Annotated in this window: 24 protein-coding genes; 1 reads left to right on the top strand and 23 read right to left on the bottom strand. The window is 61.9% G+C overall.

Features of this window, described 5'->3' with window-relative positions; all coding sequences use genetic code 11:
- Nucleotides 1–138: 138 nt before the first annotated feature.
- From ptsP to FGL65_RS06610, 4 genes are all read right to left on the bottom strand, one after another.
- Nucleotides 139–2,625: a phosphoenolpyruvate--protein phosphotransferase gene (gene ptsP, locus FGL65_RS06625; RefSeq protein ID WP_147820302.1), complete on the bottom strand. Its 2,487-nt coding sequence runs from the start codon at nt 2,623–2,625 to the stop codon at nt 139–141.
- A gap of 74 nt (nt 2,626–2,699) precedes the next feature.
- On the bottom strand, nt 2,700–3,332 hold the full coding sequence (gene dhaL / locus FGL65_RS06620) for a dihydroxyacetone kinase subunit DhaL (protein ID WP_147820300.1): 633 nt from the start codon (nt 3,330–3,332) through the stop codon (nt 2,700–2,702).
- Between the two features lie 160 nt (nt 3,333–3,492).
- Nucleotides 3,493–4,551, bottom strand: coding sequence for a dihydroxyacetone kinase subunit DhaK (gene dhaK, locus FGL65_RS06615; protein WP_147820298.1), 1,059 nt, complete (start codon nt 4,549–4,551; stop codon nt 3,493–3,495).
- Nucleotides 4,552–4,805: 254 nt separating this feature from the next.
- Nucleotides 4,806–5,606: an arylamine N-acetyltransferase family protein gene (locus FGL65_RS06610; protein ID WP_147820296.1), complete on the bottom strand. Its 801-nt coding sequence runs from the start codon at nt 5,604–5,606 to the stop codon at nt 4,806–4,808.
- A 571-nt stretch (nt 5,607–6,177) separates the two neighbouring features.
- On the opposite strand from FGL65_RS06610, the gene FGL65_RS06605 reads away from it, so the two are divergent.
- Complete coding sequence (locus FGL65_RS06605) at nt 6,178–6,759, top strand: hypothetical protein (RefSeq protein ID WP_147820294.1); 582 nt, start codon at nt 6,178–6,180, stop codon at nt 6,757–6,759.
- A 109-nt stretch (nt 6,760–6,868) separates the two neighbouring features.
- On the opposite strand, the gene FGL65_RS06600 is transcribed toward FGL65_RS06605, so the two are convergent.
- The 19 genes from FGL65_RS06600 to FGL65_RS18740 all read right to left on the bottom strand — a co-directional run bounded on the left by FGL65_RS06600 (nt 6,869) and on the right by FGL65_RS18740 (nt 22,926).
- A complete protein-coding gene (locus FGL65_RS06600) occupies nt 6,869–7,291 on the bottom strand; it encodes a EutP/PduV family microcompartment system protein (RefSeq protein ID WP_147820292.1) in 423 nt (140 codons plus the stop codon).
- 16 nt (nt 7,292–7,307) lie between these two features.
- Nucleotides 7,308–7,667: a BMC domain-containing protein gene (locus FGL65_RS06595; protein WP_147820290.1), complete on the bottom strand. Its 360-nt coding sequence runs from the start codon at nt 7,665–7,667 to the stop codon at nt 7,308–7,310.
- A gap of 33 nt (nt 7,668–7,700) precedes the next feature.
- Complete coding sequence (locus FGL65_RS06590; protein WP_147820288.1) at nt 7,701–8,252, bottom strand: BMC domain-containing protein; 552 nt, start codon at nt 8,250–8,252, stop codon at nt 7,701–7,703.
- 13 nt (nt 8,253–8,265) lie between these two features.
- Nucleotides 8,266–9,591, bottom strand: a complete 1,326-nt coding sequence (locus tag FGL65_RS06585) for a 4Fe-4S dicluster domain-containing protein (RefSeq protein ID WP_147820286.1) — start codon at nt 9,589–9,591, stop codon at nt 8,266–8,268.
- 36 nt (nt 9,592–9,627) lie between these two features.
- Nucleotides 9,628–10,737, bottom strand: coding sequence for a 1-propanol dehydrogenase PduQ (locus tag FGL65_RS06580; RefSeq protein WP_147820284.1), 1,110 nt, complete (start codon nt 10,735–10,737; stop codon nt 9,628–9,630).
- Nucleotides 10,738–10,949: 212 nt separating this feature from the next.
- Nucleotides 10,950–11,219: a BMC domain-containing protein gene (locus tag FGL65_RS06575; protein WP_147820282.1), complete on the bottom strand. Its 270-nt coding sequence runs from the start codon at nt 11,217–11,219 to the stop codon at nt 10,950–10,952.
- Nucleotides 11,220–11,250: 31 nt separating this feature from the next.
- Nucleotides 11,251–11,598, bottom strand: a complete 348-nt coding sequence (locus tag FGL65_RS06570; RefSeq protein WP_147820280.1) for a hypothetical protein — start codon at nt 11,596–11,598, stop codon at nt 11,251–11,253.
- Nucleotides 11,599–11,601: 3 nt separating this feature from the next.
- Entirely contained in the window at nt 11,602–12,150 is a 549-nt protein-coding gene (locus FGL65_RS06565) for a BMC domain-containing protein (RefSeq protein ID WP_147820278.1), read from the bottom strand.
- A gap of 17 nt (nt 12,151–12,167) precedes the next feature.
- Nucleotides 12,168–12,434, bottom strand: a complete 267-nt coding sequence (locus tag FGL65_RS06560; protein WP_147820276.1) for a EutN/CcmL family microcompartment protein — start codon at nt 12,432–12,434, stop codon at nt 12,168–12,170.
- A gap of 12 nt (nt 12,435–12,446) precedes the next feature.
- Entirely contained in the window at nt 12,447–13,046 is a 600-nt protein-coding gene (locus FGL65_RS06555) for a hypothetical protein (protein WP_147820274.1), read from the bottom strand.
- Nucleotides 13,047–13,057: 11 nt separating this feature from the next.
- Nucleotides 13,058–13,876, bottom strand: a complete 819-nt coding sequence (gene eutJ, locus FGL65_RS06550) for an ethanolamine utilization protein EutJ (RefSeq protein ID WP_147820272.1) — start codon at nt 13,874–13,876, stop codon at nt 13,058–13,060.
- A gap of 12 nt (nt 13,877–13,888) precedes the next feature.
- Nucleotides 13,889–14,563 (bottom strand): phosphate propanoyltransferase, encoded by a 675-nt coding sequence (locus tag FGL65_RS06545; protein WP_147820270.1) that lies wholly within the window; start codon nt 14,561–14,563, stop codon nt 13,889–13,891.
- Between the two features lie 138 nt (nt 14,564–14,701).
- Nucleotides 14,702–14,983: a BMC domain-containing protein gene (locus FGL65_RS06540; RefSeq protein ID WP_147820268.1), complete on the bottom strand. Its 282-nt coding sequence runs from the start codon at nt 14,981–14,983 to the stop codon at nt 14,702–14,704.
- 61 nt (nt 14,984–15,044) lie between these two features.
- Nucleotides 15,045–16,484, bottom strand: coding sequence for an acetaldehyde dehydrogenase (acetylating) (locus FGL65_RS06535; protein WP_147820266.1), 1,440 nt, complete (start codon nt 16,482–16,484; stop codon nt 15,045–15,047).
- Nucleotides 16,485–16,488: 4 nt separating this feature from the next.
- The gene (locus FGL65_RS18745; RefSeq protein WP_147820264.1) at nt 16,489–17,133 is read right to left on the bottom strand and encodes a BMC domain-containing protein; all 645 of its coding nucleotides are present in this window, start codon (nt 17,131–17,133) and stop codon (nt 16,489–16,491) included.
- Between the two features lie 47 nt (nt 17,134–17,180).
- Nucleotides 17,181–18,110 carry a choline TMA-lyase-activating enzyme gene (cutD, locus tag FGL65_RS06525; protein WP_147820262.1) on the bottom strand — a complete coding sequence of 310 codons (930 nt, stop codon included), beginning with the start codon at nt 18,108–18,110 and terminating at the stop codon, nt 17,181–17,183.
- Between the two features lie 54 nt (nt 18,111–18,164).
- Complete coding sequence (cutC, locus tag FGL65_RS06520; protein ID WP_250645591.1) at nt 18,165–20,567, bottom strand: choline trimethylamine-lyase; 2,403 nt, start codon at nt 20,565–20,567, stop codon at nt 18,165–18,167.
- A 168-nt stretch (nt 20,568–20,735) separates the two neighbouring features.
- A complete protein-coding gene (locus FGL65_RS06515) occupies nt 20,736–22,238 on the bottom strand; it encodes an aldehyde dehydrogenase family protein (protein WP_147820258.1) in 1,503 nt (500 codons plus the stop codon).
- A 73-nt stretch (nt 22,239–22,311) separates the two neighbouring features.
- Entirely contained in the window at nt 22,312–22,926 is a 615-nt protein-coding gene (locus FGL65_RS18740; protein WP_147820256.1) for a BMC-T shell protein, read from the bottom strand.
- Nucleotides 22,927–23,149 lie beyond the last annotated feature (223 nt).

The following is a 23,149-nucleotide window of genomic DNA, read 5'->3' as shown; positions in this document are numbered from 1 at the left end:
CCCGGCCCCAAGGCCGACAAGTCTCCAACGGCTCATCCGATGCGGCCCAGCCGCTGAGGCGAGCGCCTTCTCCAAGCCATCAAAAAAGGGCCACCCCATCGGAGTGGCCCTTTGCATTCATACAAGGCAACACGGTGCTCAGACGAGCAGGTCGCGCACCCCTGCGGAGGACTCGCAGGCCAGGGCCTTTTCGGCCAGGGCGCGGCACGCATCCATGCCCACGGCACGGACGGCCTCCTTGACGCCGGGAATGGCCGGGGCGTTCATGCTCAGCTCGTCCAGCCCGAGGCCCAGCAGCAGGGGCGCGGCCTTGGCGTTGCCCGCCAGTTCGCCGCACATGCCCACCTCGATGCCCGCGGCCCTGCCCGCTTCGCAGGTCATCCTGATCATGCGCAGCACGGCCGGGTTGAGGTTGTCGCACAGGGCGGCCACCGAGGCGTTGCCCCGGTCCGCGGCCATAACGTACTGGGTCAGGTCGTTGGTGCCGATGCTGAAGAAGTCGCAGCGCCGGGCCAGCTTGTCGGCCACGGCCACGGCGGACGGCACCTCGATCATGATGCCGGTCTTGACCTCGTCGGCCACGGGCACGCCCTCTGCGGCCAGTTCCTCGCGGATCTTCTCCTGGAAGCCCAGCGCGGTGTCCAGCTCCAAGACGTCCGAGATCATGGGGTACATGATCCAGATGTTCTCCTGGCTGGCGGCCCGCAGCAGGGCGCGGAGCTGAATGCGGAACAGCTCGGGGCGGGCCATGCAGAAACGGATGCCCCGCTCGCCCAGGAACGGGTTGTCCTCCTTGGTGGTGGAAAGATACTTCACGGGCTTGTCCCCGCCGATGTCCAGGGTACGGATGATGACCGGCTGCCCGCCAAGGGCCCTCGCGGCCTGCACATAGGCCTCGAACTGCTCTTCCTCGCCCGGCGCCTCGGCGCGGTCCTGGAACAGGAACTCGGTGCGGAACAGGCCGACGCCCTCGCCGCCGAACTCGCGCACGCGCGCCGCGTCCGCAGGCAGGCCGATGTTGCCCCAGACCTGGACGGTGTGCCCGTCCGTGGTGGTGGCGGGAGCGGCCCCCCGGGCCTTTTCCTCCTCGCGCTTGGCCAGCCAGGCCGCGCGCTTGGACGCGACCTCGTCCATGACGGCCTGATCCGGCTCGGGCCAGACCATGCCCTCGAACCCGTCCAGGGCAATGGAACCGCCGTCCCTGATGAGCTGAACTGCCTCGCCCGCGCCGATCACGGCCGGGATGCCCATGGAGCGGGACAGAATGGCCGCGTGGGAGGTGACGCCTCCGATCTCGGTGACGATGCCCAGCACCTTGTCCGCGTCCAGCCCGGCCACATCCGAGGGCGTCAGGTCGTGGGCCACGATGATGGACTCGCGGTCCAGCGCCAGGGCCGGGGTGTCGTCGCCTGTGAGCAGGCGCAACACGCGCCCGCCGCAGTCCACGACGTCGGCGGCACGGGCCTGCATGTAGGCGTCGTTCAGGCCCCGGTAGTTGTCGGCCATCGCTTCCATGACCGAAAGCCAGGCAAACTCCGCGTTGACCTTGTCCCCGGCAATGAGCCCGGCGGCCTTGTCGCGCATGTCCTGGTCCTGAAGAATCAGGGCGTGGGCGTCGAAAATGGCGGCGCTGGCCTTGCCCGAGCTCTTCTCGGTCTCGCGCTGCAGGGCCTTGATGTCCGATAAGGCATCGTTAATCGCCCGGTCCAGCCTGGCGGTCTCCTGCGCGGAATCGTCGATATTCCTGCGCTCCACTTCCGGCAGGCTGGCCCGGTGCACATGGGCCGGGCCCACGGCATAGCCGCCCGAGCCGGGCGCGCCCGCAATGACGCCGTCCGCGACGGGCTGGGCGGGTTTGGCTGTTTCGGCGACCATGACGTCCTCGTCCCGCTCGCCGAAGTTGTCGGCATGCAGGGCGGTGATGGCCTCCAGCGCATCGGCGGCGTCCGGGCCCGCAACCGTGACCGTGATGGTCTCGCCGTTCTGCACGGCCAGCAGGGCCACCTGGTTGATGCTCTTGGCCGAGGCGGTGTCACCGTTGCGGCTGATGCGCACGCTGCTCTTGAACCTGCCCGCAGTGGCCACCAGGTTGGCGGCCGGGCGCGCGTGCAGGCCCAGCTTGTTGACGATCAGAAAATCGGCGCTCAGCGCCTCCCCCTCGGCCTCGGCTTCCTGAACCGGAGCGGCCGCGGCCACGGTTTCCCCGGTTATGGGGGCCAGCTGCTGGATCTTGACGTTCAGGGCGGAACCGGCCTCTGCGGCGGCTTCGGCCAGGGACGCCCCCACCGAGGCCTGCACGGCGGCGGCCATGGTGCCCTCCACCACGGGCGCGGAGCAGAGCATGACCTTTTCCCTGACCTCGTCGGGCAGGAAATCCAGGGCGGTCTCGGCGCTCATGAGCGCGCTGCCCAGGTCCATGATCACCAGCACGCCGTCCTCGGCGGCTGCGGCCACGGATTCGATGGAGGCCATGACCTTCATGGGGTCGGTGCCGATGGGGTTGTCCGGGTCGTCGATGCCGCCCGCGGCCTCCATGACCACCTTGCCCTGGGTCATCTGCCCGGCAAGCTCCAGCACGCCCTGGGCCAGGGTCTGGCTGTGGGAAACGATTACGAGTCCTATCATTTACGGTAGCTCCAGAAACGGTTCAAAGGAAAGCGCTCCGAGGGAGGCCCCCGGAGCGCTGTAAGGTCGTTCAGTTATCCGGCGAGAACATCCCTGAGGGTCTCGATCATGTAGTAGGATGACGTGGCCCCCGGGTCCTGGTGGCCGATGCTGCGCTCGCCCAGGTAGCTGGCTCGGCCCTTCCGGGCCTGCAGGGGAATGGTGTCGGCCAGGGCCTTTTCGGCCACGGGCAGGGCGGCTTCCACCACGGCGATAACCTCGGTGGCGTTGCCGGCCTCGTCCTTCATGGCTTCCAGCGCCGGGGCCCAGAGGTCGTACATGGTCTTGTCGCCCAGTTCGGGGCGTCCGCGCTGCAGGATGCCGCCCACACCGGCCTCGATGAACTTCACGAAGTCATCGGGGGTCAGCTCTTCCTTGCCGCCCAGCAGCATGCCGCCCTTCATCCAGAAGGTGCCGTAGAGCGGACCGCTGGCCCCGCCCACGCTGGACATGAGGGTCATGCCCACGGTCTTGAGGATGGTGCCGATGTCCTTGTCCTCCACGGTGGGCAGCTTTTCCATGACCTTGCCGAAGCCCCGGTTCATGTTGATGCCGTGGTCGGCGTCGCCGATGGCGGCGTCCAGTTCCGTGAGATATTCCTTTTTTTCGGCATAGACGTCGTTGAGCTTGCCGAGCCAGGTGACGAGTTGGGCCTTGTTCATGGACACTGTATTGCTCCTTGGGAGGTTGACCCGTTGCGGGCGTTGTCTTCTTGTTGAAGATGATGAACACAGGGCCTGCCCCGCGTCAACCGTTCAGAGATGGGAAAACACGGGCGCGGCGCGGTTGCCCGCGCCCGTGGGTTGGTCGTTTTTTGGTCCCGGCGCCCTAGCGGACAAAGCCGGGAGTGGAGGCCGGGGCGTCCCAGAACTTGAGCATCTCGTCATCCACCTTGAGCAGGGTGATGGAGAAGCCCTGCATTTCCAGGGAGGTGATGTAGGGGCCGACGAGGTTGCGGACAATGGTCAGGCCCTTGGCCTTGCAGACTTCGTCCAGCTTCCTGTACACGGCGTAGAGTTCGGAAACCGGGGTGCCGCCCATGCTGTTGACAAAGGCGATGACCTTGTCGCCGCTCTTGAACGGTTCGTCCGTGAGCTGCTTGTCCGCCCACTGCTCGCCGTCCCACTCGCGCACGGTGCGGGTGTAGGCCGGGTCATCGATGATCTGTTCTGCGGCGTACTGGGTCATCTCGTCGGCGGACTTGATGGGCATGCGGTGGGTTCCGGGCTCGCCATGGATGCCGATGCCCATTTCCACTTCGCCCTCGCCCAGTTCGAAAGTCGGCTTGCCAGCGGCGGGAACGGTGCAGGAGGTCAGGGCCACGCCAAAGGAGCGGCCGTACTGGTTCACCTTGCGGCACAGGTCGGAGCACTGCTCCAGGCTGTAGCCGGCCTCGGCGGCAGCGCCCACGATCTTTTCGGCCAGCACGGTGGTGCCCACGCCACGGCGGCCCGCGGTGTAGAGGCTGTCCTTTACGGCCACGTCGTCGTCGATGAGGATGTTCTGAACCTTGATGCCTTCGCTGGCGGCCAGTTCGGCTGCCGCCTCGAAGTTCATGACGTCGCCGGTGTAGTTCTTGACGATGAACAGGACGCCCGCGCCGCTGTCCACGGCCTTGGCGCACTCGTACATCTGGTCCGGGGTCGGGGAGGTGAAGACCTCGCCCGGGCAGGCGCCGTCGAGCATGCCCTTGCCCACGAAACCGCCGTGCATGGGCTCGTGGCCCGAGCCGCCGCCGGAAACGATGGCGACCTTGCCCTTCACCGGAGAATCCGAGCGGGTAATGTAATGGGGATCGATTTTGACAGTCAGTTCAGGATGGGCGAGCGCCATGCCTTCGAGCTGTTCCTTGACCACGTTTTCCACTTCATTGATCAGTTTCTTCATTCGAGCATCCCTTGGGTTCAGGTTTTCGATTCGCTGTCCGAAATTAGGATAAATCACGGAGAATGTCGACAAATGAACACTAAATTATGTTTTTGCACCACAAAGTTCTTTGCGCCCGGCGAAAATGTTCGTTTGCGAAAATAAAAAGCTCCGACCTTCCGGTGCCATAGGATTTAGGGCAGCCGTTTCTGGGCGGCGAAAAGGGAAACCGAAAACAATTCAGCACGGCAAGCTCCCGGGGCTGGAGGGTCGGTTCATCCTTCCCGCGCAACCGGCTTCAACGCCGCATACGGTGCGTCGAGTTCAATGCCGAAGTGCGTCTTCAGGGCGTCCAGATACCCCTGCCCTTCGGGAAGCTCGTGTTTCTCTTCCCGGTTGTGGCGGGTCACGGTCAGCCGATGGTTGTACAGGGTGATCATGCCGTCCTCGAGCGGGCGCATGGCCACGCGGGCCTGGGTGAAGAAGGTGCGCGGGCTGGTGGAGACATAGTGGTTGCCGTAGTCGATGTCGGCCGGGCAGACGTGCTCCATGTCAAAGCTGTAGAGGTTGCGCCATTCGCCTTCCGTGAATTTCTGGAGCATGGTCCCGAAGACCCCGCCGTCGCCCAGGCGGTACTCCACCCCGTTGAATTTCCGCACCGCGCCCAGCTCCAGCGGCATGGGGCCGCGCGGGGTGTCCTTGCCGAAGCCAACGTCCGCGATCCACTGCCGCCCATCCGTTTCGATCAGTGAGATCTGGTGCCCCCGGCCGGAAGGCGTGCCTGTCAGGTGGACCCGGGCCAGCAGCGCGCGGGCCTCAAAACCGAAGGCACGCAACGCCCGGAGGAACAGGCCGTTGAGCTCGAAGCAGTAGCCGCCCCGGGGAAGGTGCACGAGCTTGTCGAATTGGTGCTCCGGGTCGAGGTCGACGCCCCGACCCAGGTGGATATCGAAGTTCTCGAAGGGGATGGTGTGGAACTGGGCGTGCTGGAGGGCGCGCAGGGTGTCGACCGTTGGCTCGACAGGGTCAGACAGGTTCAGTTTCCGGAGATAGGCGGCAGAGTCGAAGGTGTCCATGCGTGGTCCTTTGGAGCGGTTGAGATTTACCAGTACATACTATTCATATGTGAATTGAATCAAGGCGGTGCGGAAAGGCGACAATGGCCTCCGGCCAATATCCGGAGTACGAACACGCTACCTGTTTTGAGAACCAGTTTAAGGAGAGGGAGCAAGGGAGGCGGCGAACGATTGCCGAATGTCCTAACTGCCAACTAACAGGTGGTACATATTTGGTGGGAGCCACAGGAAAATGAGGACACTCGCACCCCGCTCAATAGGCCGAAGCCTAGAGCTGCTCAAATAGTCCGGAGGATCAGAAATTCAACTGAGCGAAGCGAATCTGAATTTCCCGAAGGGCGATTTTGCTGCTCTTGCTGAGGGCGTCCGCGGGTCGGACAAGAGCAAGCGCAGTTTTTGCTTACTTTTTTCTGCGCCAGCAAAAAAGTAAGTCGCCTTCAGGGCGAAACCTGAAAGCGACCTATGAGCATATATTTCATATATTTTTCCTTCATTGACGGGACACCAACCTGAATGTAGGAAGCCCTGCATAAATCAATATTACTTGAACAATCAAACATGGGTGGGGAATATGAAAAAAGTGCTACTCTTTCTCATTTCACTTGTACTCTTAGGCGGCTGCGCATCCCATATGAAAAAAATCGGCGGCAACATTGACCAGTATCTTGTAGACTCAGACAAGGCTGTTGTTGTCTTTATGCGCCCCTCCAACTGGGCAACATACCACCCTTCACGAATTTACGATCTTCAAAACGGAACAGTACGTATGGTGGGGACTCTGACTGCCAATGAAAAAATTGCCTATGTAACCGAACCAGGAAAACACAGTTTCCAAAGCTTTGGAACCCTTTCACGCTTTATGGATGCTGAACTGGAGGCGGGAAAGGTATATTATGTCGAAATTGAACCACACCTGGCCGGACTCATAGTGGTTATGTACTGGTATACTTTCCATCCCGCCGAACCTGCAAAGGTAGAAACCATGGAGTTCAAGAAACTTTACAATGAGTGTGCCTATGTCCAGTTTGACAATCCGGGAGCGGAAATAACAGGGGCAGGTGCGAAAAATATTTTGGAGGACTTCGCCGAATGGGAAAAGAAATCCAATGTGGACAAAACCATCATGAGAACGACAAACGGCATACCGTTTTAGACCACAGAGCAGCAACGGCGAACGATGAGCCCAAAAACAAAAAGGCCCGCATAACGCGGGCCTTTCCATTTTCTTTTTCCTCCCCATTTCTGGAGCTGGTGTTTGGAGGCTACCGTAGCATCTCCCGGAGCGTATCGAGTCCTGTTCCGGTTCTGACACTTGTGTGGACGACTTCACGGGCACCGGCACTGTTGAGGAACCGCTCTGCCCGTTCGGTGTTGGCTGCCGGATCGTCCACCTTGGTGATCACGCCCACAACCTTGCGGTTGAAGATGGGCGCGAACAGGGGAGGAAAAAGACTGCTGCTGCGGGTGGCGTCTTGTACCATGGCGAGGATGTCGCAGTCAGCAGAAGAAGTGATGAGCGCGTTGTAAAACCAGCTGTTCTCCAGGAATTCCCCCGGGGTGTTGATGTACTGCCCGAAGTATTCCACGGCCATGGCCCGGTGGGAGGAAAACTCCTCGCCCGAGAGCGCCCTGATCAGGCTGCTCTTCCCCACCCGGGTTTCTCCGATGAACATCATCTTCTTCATGGCCGCGCCAGTGTTCCTAGGAACGGGTCAGCTCCACCGAGGTGTAGTGAAGCGTGTTTTCGAAGTAGTCGAGAACGGCCCGAAGCGAGGCCTCCACGCTGGCCACGTCGCCCGTGAACAGCAGGGAGCCGCCGAAGCGGTCCAGAAACCCGATGTCCACGGCGGCGGCCTTGGTGGCCACGTCCGCGGCGATGATCACGCCCTCGCTGGGGGTGATGGTCATGATGCCGATGGCTCCGGCCGTGTCGTTATCCAGGCCTAGCTTCAGGTAGATGCCTTTCTGGGGGCTGGCGATCACATGCGCGAGCGTGACCTGCTTGCCCGGAACATATTCCTGGATGACCCGCTGTTTCGGTTCGTCAGAATGGTACGGCATGTTCAACTCCTCAAAAAGGCGTTTAGAGCCAGCCTACAGCAGCTGGTTCTTGAGTTCTTCGCTCGGGGACGGGATGACCACGTGGCTGTGGACAGGACCGGCCTCGCCCACGCCCTTGACGCCCGCTTCCACGGAGGAATTCACCGAGGCCACGTCGCCGGTCATGGTCACGAAGGACTTGCCGGCCAGGCCGGACGCGGTGCGGATCTCCAGCAGGTAGACCGAACCGGACTTGGCGGCGGCGTCGGCCGCCAGGATACAGGAGGCGGTGGTGCAGGTCTCGATGACGCCGAGAGCGTCGATGCGCGGGGCAACCGTGGTGCCGGTGAGGGCCGGGACCACGTCCGGGTGCACGCTGGGGATAACGAACCAGTCCACGACCATGTCGCCGCCGATGTAGCAGCCGGTTTCCACGGAGGACTTCACGGCACCCACATCGCCGGTGATGATGACGATGTACCGGCCGGGACAGATGGGACGGGCCATGACCAGTTTCACTTCGGCGGCCTTGATCATTTCGTCGGCCACGTGCATGCCCTGGGCAACGCTGTTGAGTTCGACGCAACCGATAGTGCGCAATTTCATGGTATATCTCCCCTTAAGCCTTGATGGTTACTTTGCCGTCGGCAATGGACTCGACCACGCCGTCGATGCTGGAGTGGACCCGGGCGGCCATGGCGCCCTCGGGCACTTCGCCGAGCAGGTCGCCCTTGCTCACGTGGTCGCCCACGGAAACGACACATTGGGACGGAGCGCCGATGTGCTGGTGCAGCGGGATGCGCACCAGGGAGGAGCTCATTTCGCCCGCAAAGGCCGGATGGCCGTCGTACCTGACCAGGTCCAGGCGCTGGATGAGGCGCTTGGTGGGCACGGCGCGGCTTTCCCGGAACGGGTTGGCCCGGTATTCCTTGTCCCCGGCTTCCCAGGCGACGCGGTTAGCCATGAGCACCTTCTTGATCTGGGCGTTGACCTCGCGGGGAGACACGCCCATGGGACAGGCGAACTTCTCGCACAGGCCGCATTCGGAACAGAGCAGGGCCTCCTTGGCCACCTCGGTCTCCATGATCTGGGACTCGAGCACGCGCATGAGCTTGTGGGGGTGCAGGGAATGGCCCAGCAGGTTGCGCGGGCACAGGTCCGTACACCGCGAACACTGACAGCAGATGGTGTTGGTGATGCGGCGGATGCGCTCGGGGTCCATGATCTTGGGGGCCACCACGTTGTGTTCGGGCGGCAGCACGATCAGGCCGGAGGTGGTCTTGGTCACGGACTGCTCGGTATCCGGCAGCACGCGGCCCATCATGGGACCGCCGTCCACGACCTTGTAGTCGGCAATGGTGGGACCGCCCGCGAAGGCGAGCACGTCCCGGACCAGGGTGCCCACGGGCACCTTGACCACCATGGGGGTCTTCACCTCGCCGGTGACGGTGACGTAGCGATGGGTCACGGGCTTGCCGTCCATGGCCAGGGCCACGTTCAGGAGCGACTCCACGTTGCTGACCACCGCGCCAACCTGCAGGGGCAGGCCGCGCTCGGGAATGGTCTTGCCCAGCACCTCGCGCACGAGCACCTGCTCGTCGCCCGCCGGGTAGAAGTCGCCGAGCTCAAAGGCCTCCAGACGGCCGGAGCCGTCCCTGGACACTCGCTCGCGCACCACTTCCATGGCCTTCCCGTGCTTGCCCTTGAGGCAGATGACGCCGCGCTTGGCGCCCACACAGTCCATGATGTATTCCAGCCCGCGAACAACCATGTCGATCTCCGCTTCCAGGAGATACGGGTCGCTCATGAGCAGGGGCTCGCAGGAGGCGCCGTTGACCAGCACCGTCTCCACGGTGGCGCCCGCCTTCACATGGGTGGGCAGCCCTGCGCCGCCGGCGCCCACGACGCCGGCTTCCCTTATCTTCGCTACAATCTGCTCTTGCATTGTTTTCCCCTTCAGAAAAAGAACAAGTCGGGGTTCTTACCAGGCCTGCTCCAGAAGCAACTTGACGTCGCCGCGGGACGGCCGTCTCGGGTTGCCTTCGGTGCAGATGTCTTCCAAAACATTCTTGGCCATGACGTCCATGTGCTCGCGGAAGGTTGTTTCCTCGATCTTCAGTCCCCGGATCTGGGTGGGGATGCCCATGGAATCGTTCAGTTCGCACACGGCCGAGATCAGGCTCTCGGTGCCCTCTTCCACGGTTTCCGCAGGCATGTGCAGCATCTGGGCGATCTCCTGATAGCGGATGCCGGCGTCAAAGCTGTTGAACCGGATGGCGTGCGGCAGGACCACGGCATTGGCCAGGCCGTGGGGCACGTGGAAGATGCCGCCCAGGCTGTGGGCCACGCTGTGGGTGATGCCCAGGCCGCTGTTGTTGAAGGCCATGCCCGCCATGCAGGAGCCGAGCAGCATGCGCTTCCTGGCTTCCATGTCGTCGCCGTTCCTGTATGCGCGGTACAGGTACTGGAACACGTAGCGGATGGCGTACTTGGCGTAGATGGAGGTGAAGGCGTTGGACTGGCGCGAGGTGTAAGCCTCGATGGCGTGGGTGAGCACGTCCATGCCCGTGGCGGCCGTCACGTGGGGCGGCAGCGAACGGGTAAAGCGCGGGTCCAGGATGGCCATGTCCGGAATCAGCAGCTCGTCGTTGAGCGGAATCTTGACCTCGTTGACCTTGTCCGTGACCACGGAGATGGCGGTCACTTCGGAGCCGGTGCCGCTGGTGGTCGGGATGGCCACCAGGGTGGGCTTGGGCTTGTCCTCGCAGGCCTTGTGCGCAAAGAAGGAAATGGCCTTTGCGGCGTCGATGGGCGAACCGCCGCCCAGGGCGATGATCAGGTCGGCCTGGTCCTGCAGGAACAGCTTGGTGCCCGTGGTCACGGTCTCCAGGGACGGGTCGGGCTCGACGCCGTCGAAGGTGCGGTGGGGGATGCCCGCGCGGTCCAGATGGCTCTTGACGCGGTCCGCGAAACCGACCTTGACCATGAACGGGTCGGTCACGATGAAGGCCTGCTTTGCCGGGATGTGCTCCAGGGTTTCCAGGGAATCTTCGCCGTAGCAGATTTTTGTTTTTCCGTAGAACTGTGTCACCGGATTCTCCAATCTATATTAAAACGTGTTGTCTTCGATCACTTTGCCAGACGTTGTTTCACCGGCGGAAATTTGGCTCCCTGCCTGGCGCTGAAAGGTGGACCGGAGAACCCGGGGTGCGGGGTGGGCTCTCCGGCCCAGTCCCCTTTCAGGACCAATGCGCTTGAAGACGCGGACCAAAGGGAGCATATGGCCGCGTCACGCTGTTTCCCTTATTTGGGAAGAATCATTTCCACTTCGTTGTGCGGACGGGGGATCACGTGCACGCTGATCAGCTCGCCCACGTTCTTGGCAGCGGCTGCGCCGGCGTCGACAGCGGCCTTGACTGCGCCCACGTCGCCACGGACCATGACGGTCACCAGACCGCCGCCCACCTGTTCGCGGCCAACCAGTTCAACGTTGGCGGCCTTGACCATGGCGTCGGCAGCCTCGACTGCGCCCACCAGTCCACGGGTTTCGATCATACCCAATGCATTCATCATGACATTCTCCTTTTATTAGGTTCTCTTGTGCCTAAATATTTTCCTTGATGGTTTTCACGGCTTCGCAGCTGATGGCCTTGAGCACTTCGGGGTCTTCGACGCCGAACTCGGTCTTGACCATGGCGGCCACGGCGACAAGCAGGTCTTCCACGCCGTTGCAGCCGTGTTCCGCGGGGGTGCAGGCCGCGTCGTGCGCGTGTTCTTCCTTGGAGGCATAGGCCGCTTCCGGCTTGGCTCCGCAGACGATGGCGATGCCCCTGCGGCTCAGCTCGTCCCTGGCGCCAGGCGTCAGGATCATGTTGTCGTCCATGTAGAACTTCTTGCTGTCCAGGCAGATGTAGGGGTCCAGATTGCCCACTTCCACGAGTTTCTTTTTCATTGCTTACCTCACCCCCCTTACGAGAGCTTTTACGACCGAGGCGTCCGGTCTGGGGATTACAACCGCCTCAATAAGATCCTTGTCCAAAGCGGCCTTTGCCACCTCGGTCGCTTCACGCACCGAGGCCACGTCGCCGCTGATGACGAAATACGATTTGCCGTTGATGCCCTGCCCGGTCACGAGACGGGCCAGGGTGATGGCCGAGCGCTTCACGGCAGCGTCCGCCGCCGAGATCCCCGCGGAAACGCAGCGGCATTCGATGACGCCCAGCGCCCCGGGTTCCGGGAGAACGCTTTCCTTGCGCAGCACGGCCATGACCTGGGGCGAGACATTGGAGATGACGAAGCTGCCCTTGAGGCCTCGGCCCGATTCCTCGGCATGGCGCACCGAGGTGGCCACGGCCGCGCGGTCGCCCGAAACGTAGATCATGTACCGGCCCGAGCAGATGGTGGCGGCCCGGACCAGCTCCACGTCGGCCACCTTCATCATGCCGTCCGCCACTTCCACGCCGGCGGCGATGCTCCTGCATTCGACAACACCCAGGGTATCCACGAGAAACTCCTTGCGCCCTAGCCTTCTTCGCAGCCGTCGATGATGCCGACGATGGCCGCATCAACCGGGGCTTCCTGATTCCTGAGCGCCTTGCGGGCGGAGCTGCCCGTGGCCACGAGCACTTCCTCGCCGATACCCGCGCTCACGCAATCCACTGCCACGAAGCTCTCCTTGGCGCCGCCGTTGGCTGCGTCCAGCCGCTGCACCACCATGAGCTTCAGCCCGCACAGGGAATCTTCCTTGCGCGTGGCCCAGACATTGCCGATCACTTTACCGATCATCATACGCCAACATCCTCATAAACATTTCTGAATGGTGAGATTCAGGTCCTTGGACACCTCGTATGCCTGGGGCGTGACCAGGGCCTTGGCGGGCACCATGAGCACGGACGCTCCCGCCGCCTCCCGAACCACGGCCTCGGTCACCAGGGTGTCCCGGAACCTGACCGTATCCGGCTGCTTGGGCCGGAAAGCCTTGAGCCCGAAGCCCGCAACCGTTGCAGCATGGGACTCGTACATGCTGTAAAGCGGGCCCGGCGCCGTCTCGGCGTAGGCTTTGTATTCAAACTCGAGCACCTCCACTTCCCGGCCCTGCAGCAGCAGTTTCAGGACAGCGAAGGAAAAAGATCCGGACGCACCGCCGGTGGCGAGTTCAGCCAGCGCGGCACAAGAGAGTGTGGGCAGAATGTATCGGCAGGGCGTCCGGTCGTGCATGTCTTCGCCGAAAAAGAAAAGTTCGTATTCATCACCCAGGCAGGCATGAACCTTGTCGGCCAGGAGGCAGTCGCGCTCGGCCAGCACCAGGGCGCATTCCCCGGCGTGCTGCTCGGCCCGGTCGCGCCTGAGCTGTCTCAGGACTTCCTCGGCTATGGTGCGGGCCAGTTCGTTCATGTCCATGTTCGGTTCTCCTAGGCGCAGTTCAGGGCAATGCCCAACGGGGTGACAAGGAAGGGGTTGGCCGGCTTGTGCACCGGGATGCCCAGTTCCTTTTCCATGACTTTTTCCATGTCCTTGAGGCAGCAGGTCCCGCCCACCACGTGGATGGCGGAGACGTTGCGCCCCTCGATGTGCCGCTTGACGATGGAGGCCATCTTCTGAACCACCGGGCGGACCACGTTGAGCACTTCGGCCTGGCGCTCGGGCTGCTTCTTGAGCGCCTCGGCTTCCTTGAAATCGATGTCGTAGTTGCCCGCCAGCACCAGGGAGACGTGGGTGCCGCCCGTGGCCTCGTCGGCCACGTAGGTGACTTCGCCGTTCTCCAGCACGGAAAGGCCGGTGGTGCCGCCGCCGATATCCACGATGACGCCGTTCTCCAGGCCGAGCACCGCGTTGGCCGCGGTGGGTTCGTCCAAGGTGCCGGTCACTTCCAGGCCCGCGCCCTCCACCACGTACTTGTGGGTCTTGCAGTCCTTGTCGCCGGTGCCCGGAGGCACGGCAATGGCCGCGTGGGTCAGCTCGCGGCCGAGACGGTCGCCGAGCTGATCCACGAGCTTGCGGACAATGCGGGTGGCGCCGATATAGTCCACCACCAGGCCGTCCTTGATGACCTGGGCAAACTCCATGGCGCAGGCCACGGGTTCCTTGGCGCTGTTGAGGACCACCACCACGATGTAGGCGGTGCCGAGATCCACGCCCACGTGAAGCTTTTCATCGGCTTTCACGGGAACGGTGTTTTCCAGGCAGGCCTCGAGGGCGCTGATCTGTCGGTCCACGGCTGCAAAGTCCATTGTTCTCTCCGTCTAGTGCTTGGGCACGATGCGGCCGGTGACCTTGGAGGTCCAGCCGGAGCCGTTGCCTTCGTCCGGGTCGATGTGCATGGCCAGCTTGAACTCGGGGTTCACGCGAACCAGCACGTCCTCCAGAATCACGGGGCGCTCGGAATCCAGGCGCACGCAGACCTTTTCCTTGTCGGAAACACAGAGGCGCCTGGCGTCTTCCGGGGACATGTGGATGTGGCGGGCGGCCACGATGACGCCCTCTTCCATGCCCACGATGCCGGTCTGGGAGGCCAGGACAATGCCCGGGGTGCCTTCGACGTCGCCGGACTGGCGCACCGGGGCGTTCACGCCCAGGATGCGGGCGTCGGTCTTGGAAATCTCAACCTGGGAGCTGCTGCGGGACGGACCGAGCACGGCCACGTTGTCCATGACTCCCTTGGGACCGATGAGGCGAACGCGCTCCTCGGCCAGGAACTGGCCCGGCTGGGAAAGGTCGCGAACCGGGGTCAACGGATGGCCGAAGAGTTCCATGGCGTCGGCTTCGCTCAGATGCACGTGGCGCGCGGACAGCTCCACCGGGATGGTGTCGTCGGAGCCGGCACAGGCCGGTGCTGCCGCCGGGGTCGTGTCCTTCAGCTGGTCCAGGACCGTCTGGATGACCCCACCCAAAATATCGTTGATGGCTTTATCGTTCATGCTTGCTTCGCTTGCAGGTTGTTATTTCAATTCCGGTTCGGGATCGGAGCGGAGGAGGAGTTTCCCCCTCCGCTCCTCGGCCCAGGACGCCGTGCCCGGATGCCCAGCATCCTCAGTGTCCCGGGAGTGCTTTTCCTATTAACCCTGTGCGGAAGGCAGGATGGTTTCCACTTCGCCGTGCGGGCGGGGAATCACGTGAACACTGATCAGTTCGCCCACGTTCTTGGCGGCTGCAGCGCCGGCGTCGACGGCAGCCTTGACTGCGCCCACATCGCCGCGAACCATGACGGTCACCAGACCGCCGCCCACCTGGGACTTGCCCACCAGGGTCACGTTAGCTGCCTTCACCATTGCGTCAGCTGCTTCGACAGCGCCGACCAGGCCTTTGGTCTCGATCATTCCGAGTGCGTTCAGGGACATGTTATTCTCCTTTAAATGTTTTATATTCGGCTAGTTAAGCCACCAACATCCCTCGCCGGGATTAAGCCATCTGTTTCAGTTGCTCGACGATCATGGCGGTGATGGCCTGCACGTCGAGATTGGTTCCTTCCGTCTTTTCCGGAGCCTTCTGGCAGGTCGTGGTGCCCAGATCGTAGGCGATACGACGCACGTTCATGAGGTTCAGCGGAGTGACGTTGTCGGAAGTGGCGCTGCCGCCCACTGCGCCGCAGCCCAGGGTGAGGGACGGAAACAGCGAAGTGGAGAGGCCCACCGCGCCGTGGGTGGACGGGGTGTTCACCAGCATCCTGGAGACCGGCTTCTTCATGCCGAACTCGCGGATGACGTCTTCATTGTGGGAGTGGATGGACAGGGAGTGGCCCACGCCGCCGTTTTCCAGCAGTGCGTGGCACAGCTCGCAGGCTTCATGCCAGCCCTCGACCACGTAGAAGGCCAGAAGCTGGGTCAGCTTTTCCTTGGAGAAGGGGTACTTGGGACCGACGCCCTTTTCGGTGGAGACCAGCAGGCGGGTGCCGTGCGGGACCTCGATGCCGGCCAGCTTGGCGATGTACTCGGCGCTGCGTCCCACAATGTCCGGGTTCATGGAACCGTTGCCGCGTTCCATGACGGCCTTGACCTTGTCCAGCTTTTCGCCTTCCAGGAAGTAGCCGCCCTGCGCCATGAGGGTGGCCTTGACCTTGTCGGCGATACAGGCGTCCGTGATGATGGACTGCTCGGAAGCGCAGACAGTGCCGTTGTCAAAGGTCTTGGAAGCCATGATCTTGGTGATGGCGTCCTCGATGTCGGCGCTGCGCTCAATGTAGGCGGGCACGTTGCCTGCGCCCACGCCCAGGGCCGGGGTGCCGGAGCTGTAAGCGGCCTTGACCATGCCCGGGCCGCCGGTGGCCAGGATCAGGTCGGCCACCTTCATGAGTTCGCCGCTGCCCTGGATGGTGGGCACGCTCATGACGGAGACCATGTCTTCGCACACGCCGCACTTCTTGAGCACGCCGCGGATCATTTCCACGGTCTTGCCGATGCACTTCTTGGCGCTCGGGTGCGGGGTGAAGACGATGGCGTTGCCGGACTTCAGGGAAATGATGGACTTGTAGATGGTCGTGGACGTGGGGTTGGTGGAGGGAATGATCCCTGCAATGACACCCATGGGCACGGCGATTTCCACCACCTTGTGGGCCTTGTCCTCATGGAGCACACCAATGGTCTTCATGTCCTTGGTGGCCTCGATGAGCTTTTCGCTGGCCAGAATGTTCTTGACCTTCTTGTCCTGGACCTTGCCGAAACCGGTCTCTTCCACAGCCAGCTCAGCCAGGCACTCGGCATGGGCAACAGCTTCCTCGGCGATGGCCTTGACGATGGCGTCCACGTGTTCCTGGTCGTACTGGGCAAAATCGGCCTGGGCCTTTTTTGCGGCGCGAACCAGGGAACGGGCTTCCTGCATGGACAATAAATCCTTGTCTACCATTGAACTACTCCTCTATCTGCCTGTATGCATTAACAATAACTTCAATCAGGTCTTTCTTCTTGGCCGATTTGATCTCGTCGCGGGTCATGGGAAGACCGCTCAGGGACCGTGCAATCTGACGCAATCTGCCGACCTTCATTTTCTTTAACTGCGAAATATTGTGCCGCTCGGCCGGAGCCGCCTTCACGGGCTCGGCTTCCACCGGAGCTTCTTCCGCAGGCTCTTCATCCGCCGCAACGTCCTCGACCGGAGCTTCCTCGACCACCGGCGCTTCAGGCTCGGCAACGGTCTCGGGCTCGACGACTTCGGGCTCCGCCATGGCCGGCTCTTCAACCACCGGGGCCTCTTCCGCCGGTGCGGCTTCAGCCTGGCCGGGTTCCGTGGCGATGATGGCGGAAACCTCCGCGTCCGGACGGGGGATGACATGCTGGGAAACCAGGCATGCGCCCTCGATGCGCTTGATGGCGCAGACGCCGGCGTCCACCGAGGCCTTCACGGCGGAAACTTCCCCGGCCACGGTGATGGTCACCAGGCCGCTGCCCACCTGAGTTCGTTCCAGCAGGCGGACATCCGCCGCCTTGAGCATGGCGTCCGCCGCCTCGATGGCGGCCACCAGGCCCTTTGTCTCTATGAATCCAATTGCTGCCATAACGTCCTTCCCCCAGATCGTTTCAGGTGCCTATTCGCTGGTCCCGCCTAGTGCCGGACCACGGAAACCGGAAAATTGTATTTCTTGATGCCCTGCTCGATGCGCTCGAGGTCGGCATCGCTCAGCTTGGGATCTCCCTCGATGGGATATTCCCAACCCAGCTGCGCGTACTTGTTCACGCCCATCTTGTGATACGGGAGCAGATCCACTCCCTTGAAATTCTTGAGGTCCTGATAGGGCTTCAGGAATTCGACCAGCTGGAGGATCTCCGTCTCGCCGTCGTTGACGCCCTTGAGGAGCGGCATGCGGATCTTCACGTTGTAGCGGTTCTCCAGCAGCCACTTGAGGTTTTCCAGGATCATTTCATTGCGCACGCCCGTGATCTCATGATGCCTGTCCGAATTCATGTGCTTGACGTCGTACAGGAAGAGATCCACGTAGTCGGCCACCTTCTCGATGGTCTCGGGCCGGGCGTAGCCGCAGGTCTCGATGGCGGTGTTGATGCCCCGCTGCCTGCAGGCCTGGAGCAGGCTTGCCGCCGCATCAGGCTGGGCCAGCACTTCGCCGCCGCCCAGGGTCACGCCGCCGCCGGAAGTTTCGTAAAAAGGCCTGTCCTCCTCGATGACCTCCAGAATCTCAGAGATGGACTGTACTTCCCCGACCACGGCCAAAGCGGATTCGGGACAGGCCTTTTCGCATTTCCGACAGCCGACGCATTCCACGTCCTGCGCAACAATGTGTTGACCTGCCGGGTTCATCCGATGGACGTCCACCGGACAGACCTCGACGCAGGCACCGCAATTAACACATTGGTTCTGCTTGAACAGCACCTGGAAGCGCCGGAGCTGGCCCTCGGGATTCGAGCACCATTCGCAACGCAGGGGGCACCCCTTGAAAAACACCAGCGTTCTCACACCCGGTCCGTCATACATGTTGTATTTCTGGATATTGAATATGTGCGCTTTTCTCTCGATCACGGTGTTCTCTCTGTTGTTTCTGGTTGCTCAAATCCCGGGCCGGCTTACTGGCGGCTATATCTCATGCAGCATGGTTCTGCTGATGATCTCGTCCTGCACGTCCTTGCAGAGTTCCACGAAGAAGGCGGAGTAGCCTGCCACGCGGACCACAAGGTCGCGGTACTTTTCGGGGTGCTTCTGGGCATCGAGAAGAGTCTCGTTGTCCAGGTAGTTGAACTGCATCTCACCGTTACCGAGCATGCAAGCGGTACGGATCAGGGTGATGAGGCCGTTCTCCCCTTCCGGGTTTTCCAGAAGACCGGACATGAGCTTGAAGTTGTGCACCATGCCGATGTTCATGTTGTCGTTGGCCATCTTGGAAACGGACTTGATGATGGCCGTGGGGCCCTTGTAGTCCGCACCCTGGGTCGGGCTGATGCCGTCGGAAAGCGGCATCCAGGCGTCGCGGCCGTTGGCGGATGCGCCCAGCAGCTGGCCGAACGGGGTGTTGTTGGAGATGGACAGGGTGCCATGGCTGAGCACGGAGTACAGGGTCTTGTACTTGCGGTGCTCGACCTCGGTGAAGTGCACCAGGTCAGCGGCGATCATGTCGGCGTAGTCGTCGTCGTTGCCGTACTTGGGAGCCGCCAGGCAGTCCTTCTTGATCTCGTCGTAGCCCTTGAACTCGGCCACCAGGGCTTCGTTGAGCTGCTGCAGGGTGTACTTCTTGTCGTCGTAGACCAGCTTCTTGATGGCGGCCATGGAGTCCACGTAGGTGGCCAGACCGCTCCAGATCACGCCGGGACCGAAGTTGTACATGGCGCCGCCGGCGGAAACGTCCTTGCCCTTTTCCATGCAGCCTTCGTACATGATGGACATGAGCGGCTTCGGAGCATGGTCGCGGTGGACGCGCTGGGAGATGACCGTGGCGATGCTGGTCTTCTCGGTGACCCACTTGATCTGGTCCTTAACGGCATCCTCGAACTTTTCGTAGGTGTCGAACTGGCAGATGTCGCCCGGATCCGGGGTGACCTGCTTGCCGTACCACAGGGGCACGCCGTGGTTGAGGGCGGTTTCGATGCAGATGGGCCACTGGGTGTAACCGGTGGAGGTCCACTGGTAGAGGCGGCCGGCCTTCTGGGGTTCGACGCAGCCCATGAGGCAGTAGTCGCGGGCGTCTTCGATGCTCACGCCCTTGGACAGCATCATCTTGATGTGGGCGTCGTCGAAGTGCACGGCCGGGAAACCCATGCCGGAACGGATGACGTCCACAATCTTCTTCAGGTACTTCTGCGGGGACTTGACGTGCACGCGGGTGGCCAGCGAGGGCTGGTAGATCTTCACGTGGCGCACGGCGTCCATGAGCAGGTAGGTCAGGTCGTTGGTGGCGTCCTTGCCCTCACGGGTCACGCCGCCCACGCACATGTTCACGAAGGGCTGGTAGCCGGCGAAGAACTTTGCCCCCGCCTCGGAGGTCAGCCACATCATTTCGGACATCTTGATGAGCATGCAGCCGGCCAGGTCAAAGGCTTCGTACTCGGTCAGGCGTCCGGCTGCGAGGTCGGCCTTGAAGAACTCGTACATGTACTGGTCCACGCGGCCGATGGACATGCCGGTCTGGTTTTCTTCCAGGGTCAGCAGGGATTCGATGGTGAACACGGCCTGGATGGCTTCCCAGAAGGTGGTGGGAGCGTGGGCCGGAACATGGGCGTTGACCTCGGAGATCTTCTGCAGTTCGGCCTTGCGCTTGGGATCGGTTTCCTTGGCGGCCAGCTCGGCTGCGTATTCGGACATGCGCTTGGCGTAGATCATGACGCCTTCGGCGGTCTCGATGATGGACTTGTAGAAGTAGATCTTGTCGATGTCTTCGGGGTTGGCGTAATCCAGGGCTTCCAGCTTGGCTTCGGCCTCGGCCTGAATGTCCAGCATGCCCTTCTTCATCAGGATGACGTCATAGCCCGGGTTGGAGTCGCCGCCGCCGTTGACCGCATGGTAGGAGCAGTCGGAAACGTAGGACTCGCCGGACATTTCCCACAGGCCCGCTTCGCGGTACTGGGCTTCGCAGTGTTCGTCCACGGACTTGTTTTCCCAGAACGGGAAGACCTCTTCGCGCAGTTCCTTCTTGTCTTCTTCGGAGATGTAGAAGGGGTCCTGCGGACGGTCGGCGATGGTGTCCAGTTCGTCCTTCATCCAGCGCCATTCGATATCCGGGGAGAATGCGCCCGCGCGCGGAGCGCCGTTGGGCGCGCCCACGATGAGTTCGTAGTCCTGGATGACCAGCGGTGCGGTTTCGCAGGCGGTCTTGAAGGCCTTGGAACGCAGCAGGATGGGCGGCAGGCCCGGGTTTTCCTTGGCAACCTTGGTGATGGTGCGGGCACGGTGAATGCTCACGCTGGGAACAACCTTCAGGAAGTTCGTCTTGAGCTTCGCGTGGCGCTCGGTGGGGCCGTCGGGGACGCCGCAGCCATCGGTGCACACGGGATGGGATTCCTCGTGTTTGCTATTGAATACCTCTGCGGAGACTCCCTCGAAAATCTTCCTCAGCGAGGCGCGTTCCTCGGGGCTCAGATTTTTCGTTGCCTCAGCAAGCTTGTTTGAAAATGCGTGAAGATCCACTTTGCTTCCTCCATGTAAGGGATTCGTCATTTATCGATCCGCAGGATCTTTCATGACGTCGATCGCTTCCTTCAAGATCTGCTGCAGAGCCTGCAACGTTCTCGAATCGTTATCTTCCATCTTTGCGCTGCCTTCGTGGCAGGCCGTTTCCTCGTTCACTGCCGCACACTGCGCGCCATCCATTTTCCGGACGCCGTAGCCCACCTTCCTCACGTAGATGAGATTCTTGGGGGAAACATTGTCCGAGGTGATGCCGCGGCCTGCGGAGCCGCTGCCCAATGTCATGGACGGGAAGAGGTTGGTGGTGGCCCCCATGCCGCCGAAGGTGGCCGGCGTATTGACCAGCAACCTGCCCACGGGCTTTTTGAGGGCGAACTGGCGGATAACCTCTTCGTCGCCGGAATGTATGACCAGGGTGTGGGAGTTCCTTTCGTGCAGCAGCAGCTCGATGCACTTTTCGCAGGCGTGCATCCAGTCGGCCTCCACGTAGAGGGCGAGCACCGGGGAAAGGAGTTCCCGGGAGTAGGGGTCGGTTTCGGAAACGTACTTGCGCCGGGCGACCAGCACCTTGACGCTTCCGGGAACCTCGAATCCGGCCCTTTTGGCCAGGGTGGCCGCGGGCACGCCCACCGTGCCCTTCTTGCGCAGCCCGTCCGGGCTGAAGAAGAGGTCGGCGAGCTTGAGCGACTCGGACTCGGACATGAAATAGGCGCCGTTGTCCTTGAGGACCCGAACCACATCGTCGGCAATGCAGGAATCCACGACAATGGACTGCTCGGCCGAAGGGGCCATGCCGTTGTCGAAGGTCTTGCTGCTGATGATGTCCTTGACGGCCTGCTTGATGTCCGCAGAGCGCTCGATAAAGGCCGGACCGTTGCCTGTTCCCCCGTAGATGACGGGTTTTCCCGTGCCCTGCGCAACCCGGAGCATGCCGGGGACGCCGGAAACCATGACCAGCGAAACCGCCGGATGGCTCATGAGTTCCCGGGTACCGCTTTTGGTCACGGTGCCCAGGTAGGAGAGGCATCCCTCGGGCAGGCCCGCGGACTGGGCGGCATCGATCATGATGTCCAGAACGCGGCAGATGCTCTTCATGGCCCGGGGATGGGGGGAAAAGACGATGGCGTTTCCTGATTTGATGGCTATCAGGGTCTTGTAGACTGTGGTGGAAACCGGACTGGTCACGGGACTGGCCGCGGCAATGACCCCGACGGGAACGCCGATGTCCATGAGCCGTTTCTGCGAATCCTCGCCGATAACGCCCACACAGCGCATGCCGCGCAGGTGGTTTCGGACGTGCTCGCAGACGAACCGGTTCTTGACACACTTGTCCTGCCAAATGCCGCTGTCGGTCTCGTCAACGGACATGACCGCAAGGGCCTGGGCTTGCTCCTCCACGGCCTCGGCCACGCGCTCGACAATCGCGTCCAGTTTTTCCTGGGGAAACGCGGCCAGCGTCTTCTGGGCCTCGAATGCGTTTTCCGCCAGGATCCTGGCTTGCTGGATGGAGAGCAGATCGTTGTCGATAATCATTGGCTACCCCTTTTCCGGTTTCTGTGCGTGATCACCTTGTCCGGTTGCCCCTGTTTCCACCTTCATGGCGAAACTAGGGCAGCAGGTTTTCGATGGCGTAGATCTTGGTGATCTTTTCCAGGTCCGGGTGCGGAGTCGGAATGACCAGGGAGCTGTAGACTTCCGCGTGCATTGCCTCCACGGCCTTCACACCGGCTTCGACGGCGGCCTTACATGCGGCCACATCGCCCTGGACCAGCACGGAAATATAACCGGATGCCACGTTTTCGTAGCCGATGAGTTCCACGTCGGCGGTCTTCATCATGGCGTCTGCGGCTTCGAGAACAAAAACGATGCCGAAGGTTTCGATGAGACCCATTGCGCGGGGACGCTGGCCGGATTCGTTGGCCGGGCCCTCTTCAACGCCGTGCACGCAAACGATGTCGCCGACGCCGCGGATGGGGCGGGGCATGACGTTCTTTGCGGTCAGCTTGCCCACTTCGGAAGCTGCGCTGGCGCCTGCGGAAACGGATGCCTCGACAGCGGCCACGTCGCCCTTGACCATGACGCAGACCAGAGTGGATCCGACGTTTTCGTAGGAAACGAGTTCCACGTCAGCGGTTTTGAGCATTGCGTCCGCGCCACCGATGGCCGGAACCATTCCAAGAGTTTCGATAAGGCCCAGAGCCTCTTCGCCTTGATACCTCATGTGATCTCCCATTCATTGAGCTGATGCTTCAGTTCAAAAGCGTTACTGCCTTCCGGAGCGAACCCAGGAACAGTTCCTTGTTCACATCCGATTTTCACCCTAGCCCCTCCACCAAGGGGGAAGGTCAATACACTTTTGCAAAAAAGGTTTGTGAAGAATGTAACACACCGTGCTGATTGCACTTTTATGCACAGAGTCAGCCCATTGCAGGCAAAGGGATGCT

Source organism: Salidesulfovibrio onnuriiensis (assembly GCF_008001235.1).
Classification (GTDB): Bacteria; Desulfobacterota; Desulfovibrionia; order Desulfovibrionales; family Desulfovibrionaceae; genus Pseudodesulfovibrio; species Pseudodesulfovibrio onnuriiensis.
Note: the sequence above shows the minus strand (reverse complement) of the source record. Positions and strands in the feature narration are given on the sequence as shown.

Coding starts and splice junctions, on each gene's coding strand:
- FGL65_RS06585 (WP_147820286.1), bottom strand. CDS start 9,591: ATGCAAGAGCAGATTGTAGCGAAGATAAGGGAAGCCGGCGTCGTGGGC.
- FGL65_RS06610 (WP_147820296.1), bottom strand. CDS start 5,606: ATGGACACCTTCGACTCTGCCGCCTATCTCCGGAAACTGAACCTGTCT.
- FGL65_RS06540 (WP_147820268.1), bottom strand. CDS start 14,983: ATGTCCCTGAACGCACTCGGAATGATCGAGACCAAAGGCCTGGTCGGC.
- FGL65_RS06545 (WP_147820270.1), bottom strand. CDS start 14,563: ATGAACGATAAAGCCATCAACGATATTTTGGGTGGGGTCATCCAGACG.
- FGL65_RS06575 (WP_147820282.1), bottom strand. CDS start 11,219: ATGATGAATGCATTGGGTATGATCGAAACCCGTGGACTGGTGGGCGCA.
- dhaK (WP_147820298.1), bottom strand. CDS start 4,551: ATGAAGAAACTGATCAATGAAGTGGAAAACGTGGTCAAGGAACAGCTC.
- FGL65_RS18745 (WP_147820264.1), bottom strand. CDS start 17,133: ATGGCAGCAATTGGATTCATAGAGACAAAGGGCCTGGTGGCCGCCATC.
- FGL65_RS06605 (WP_147820294.1), top strand. CDS start 6,178: ATGAAAAAAGTGCTACTCTTTCTCATTTCACTTGTACTCTTAGGCGGC.
- eutJ (WP_147820272.1), bottom strand. CDS start 13,876: ATGGACTTTGCAGCCGTGGACCGACAGATCAGCGCCCTCGAGGCCTGC.
- FGL65_RS06570 (WP_147820280.1), bottom strand. CDS start 11,598: ATGAAAAAGAAACTCGTGGAAGTGGGCAATCTGGACCCCTACATCTGC.
- FGL65_RS06590 (WP_147820288.1), bottom strand. CDS start 8,252: ATGAAATTGCGCACTATCGGTTGCGTCGAACTCAACAGCGTTGCCCAG.
- FGL65_RS18740 (WP_147820256.1), bottom strand. CDS start 22,926: ATGAGGTATCAAGGCGAAGAGGCTCTGGGCCTTATCGAAACTCTTGGA.
- ptsP (WP_147820302.1), bottom strand. CDS start 2,625: ATGATAGGACTCGTAATCGTTTCCCACAGCCAGACCCTGGCCCAGGGC.
- FGL65_RS06535 (WP_147820266.1), bottom strand. CDS start 16,484: ATGGTAGACAAGGATTTATTGTCCATGCAGGAAGCCCGTTCCCTGGTT.
- FGL65_RS06555 (WP_147820274.1), bottom strand. CDS start 13,046: ATGGACATGAACGAACTGGCCCGCACCATAGCCGAGGAAGTCCTGAGA.
- FGL65_RS06515 (WP_147820258.1), bottom strand. CDS start 22,238: ATGATTATCGACAACGATCTGCTCTCCATCCAGCAAGCCAGGATCCTG.
- FGL65_RS06595 (WP_147820290.1), bottom strand. CDS start 7,667: ATGCCGTACCATTCTGACGAACCGAAACAGCGGGTCATCCAGGAATAT.
- FGL65_RS06600 (WP_147820292.1), bottom strand. CDS start 7,291: ATGAAGAAGATGATGTTCATCGGAGAAACCCGGGTGGGGAAGAGCAGC.
- FGL65_RS06560 (WP_147820276.1), bottom strand. CDS start 12,434: ATGATGATCGGTAAAGTGATCGGCAATGTCTGGGCCACGCGCAAGGAA.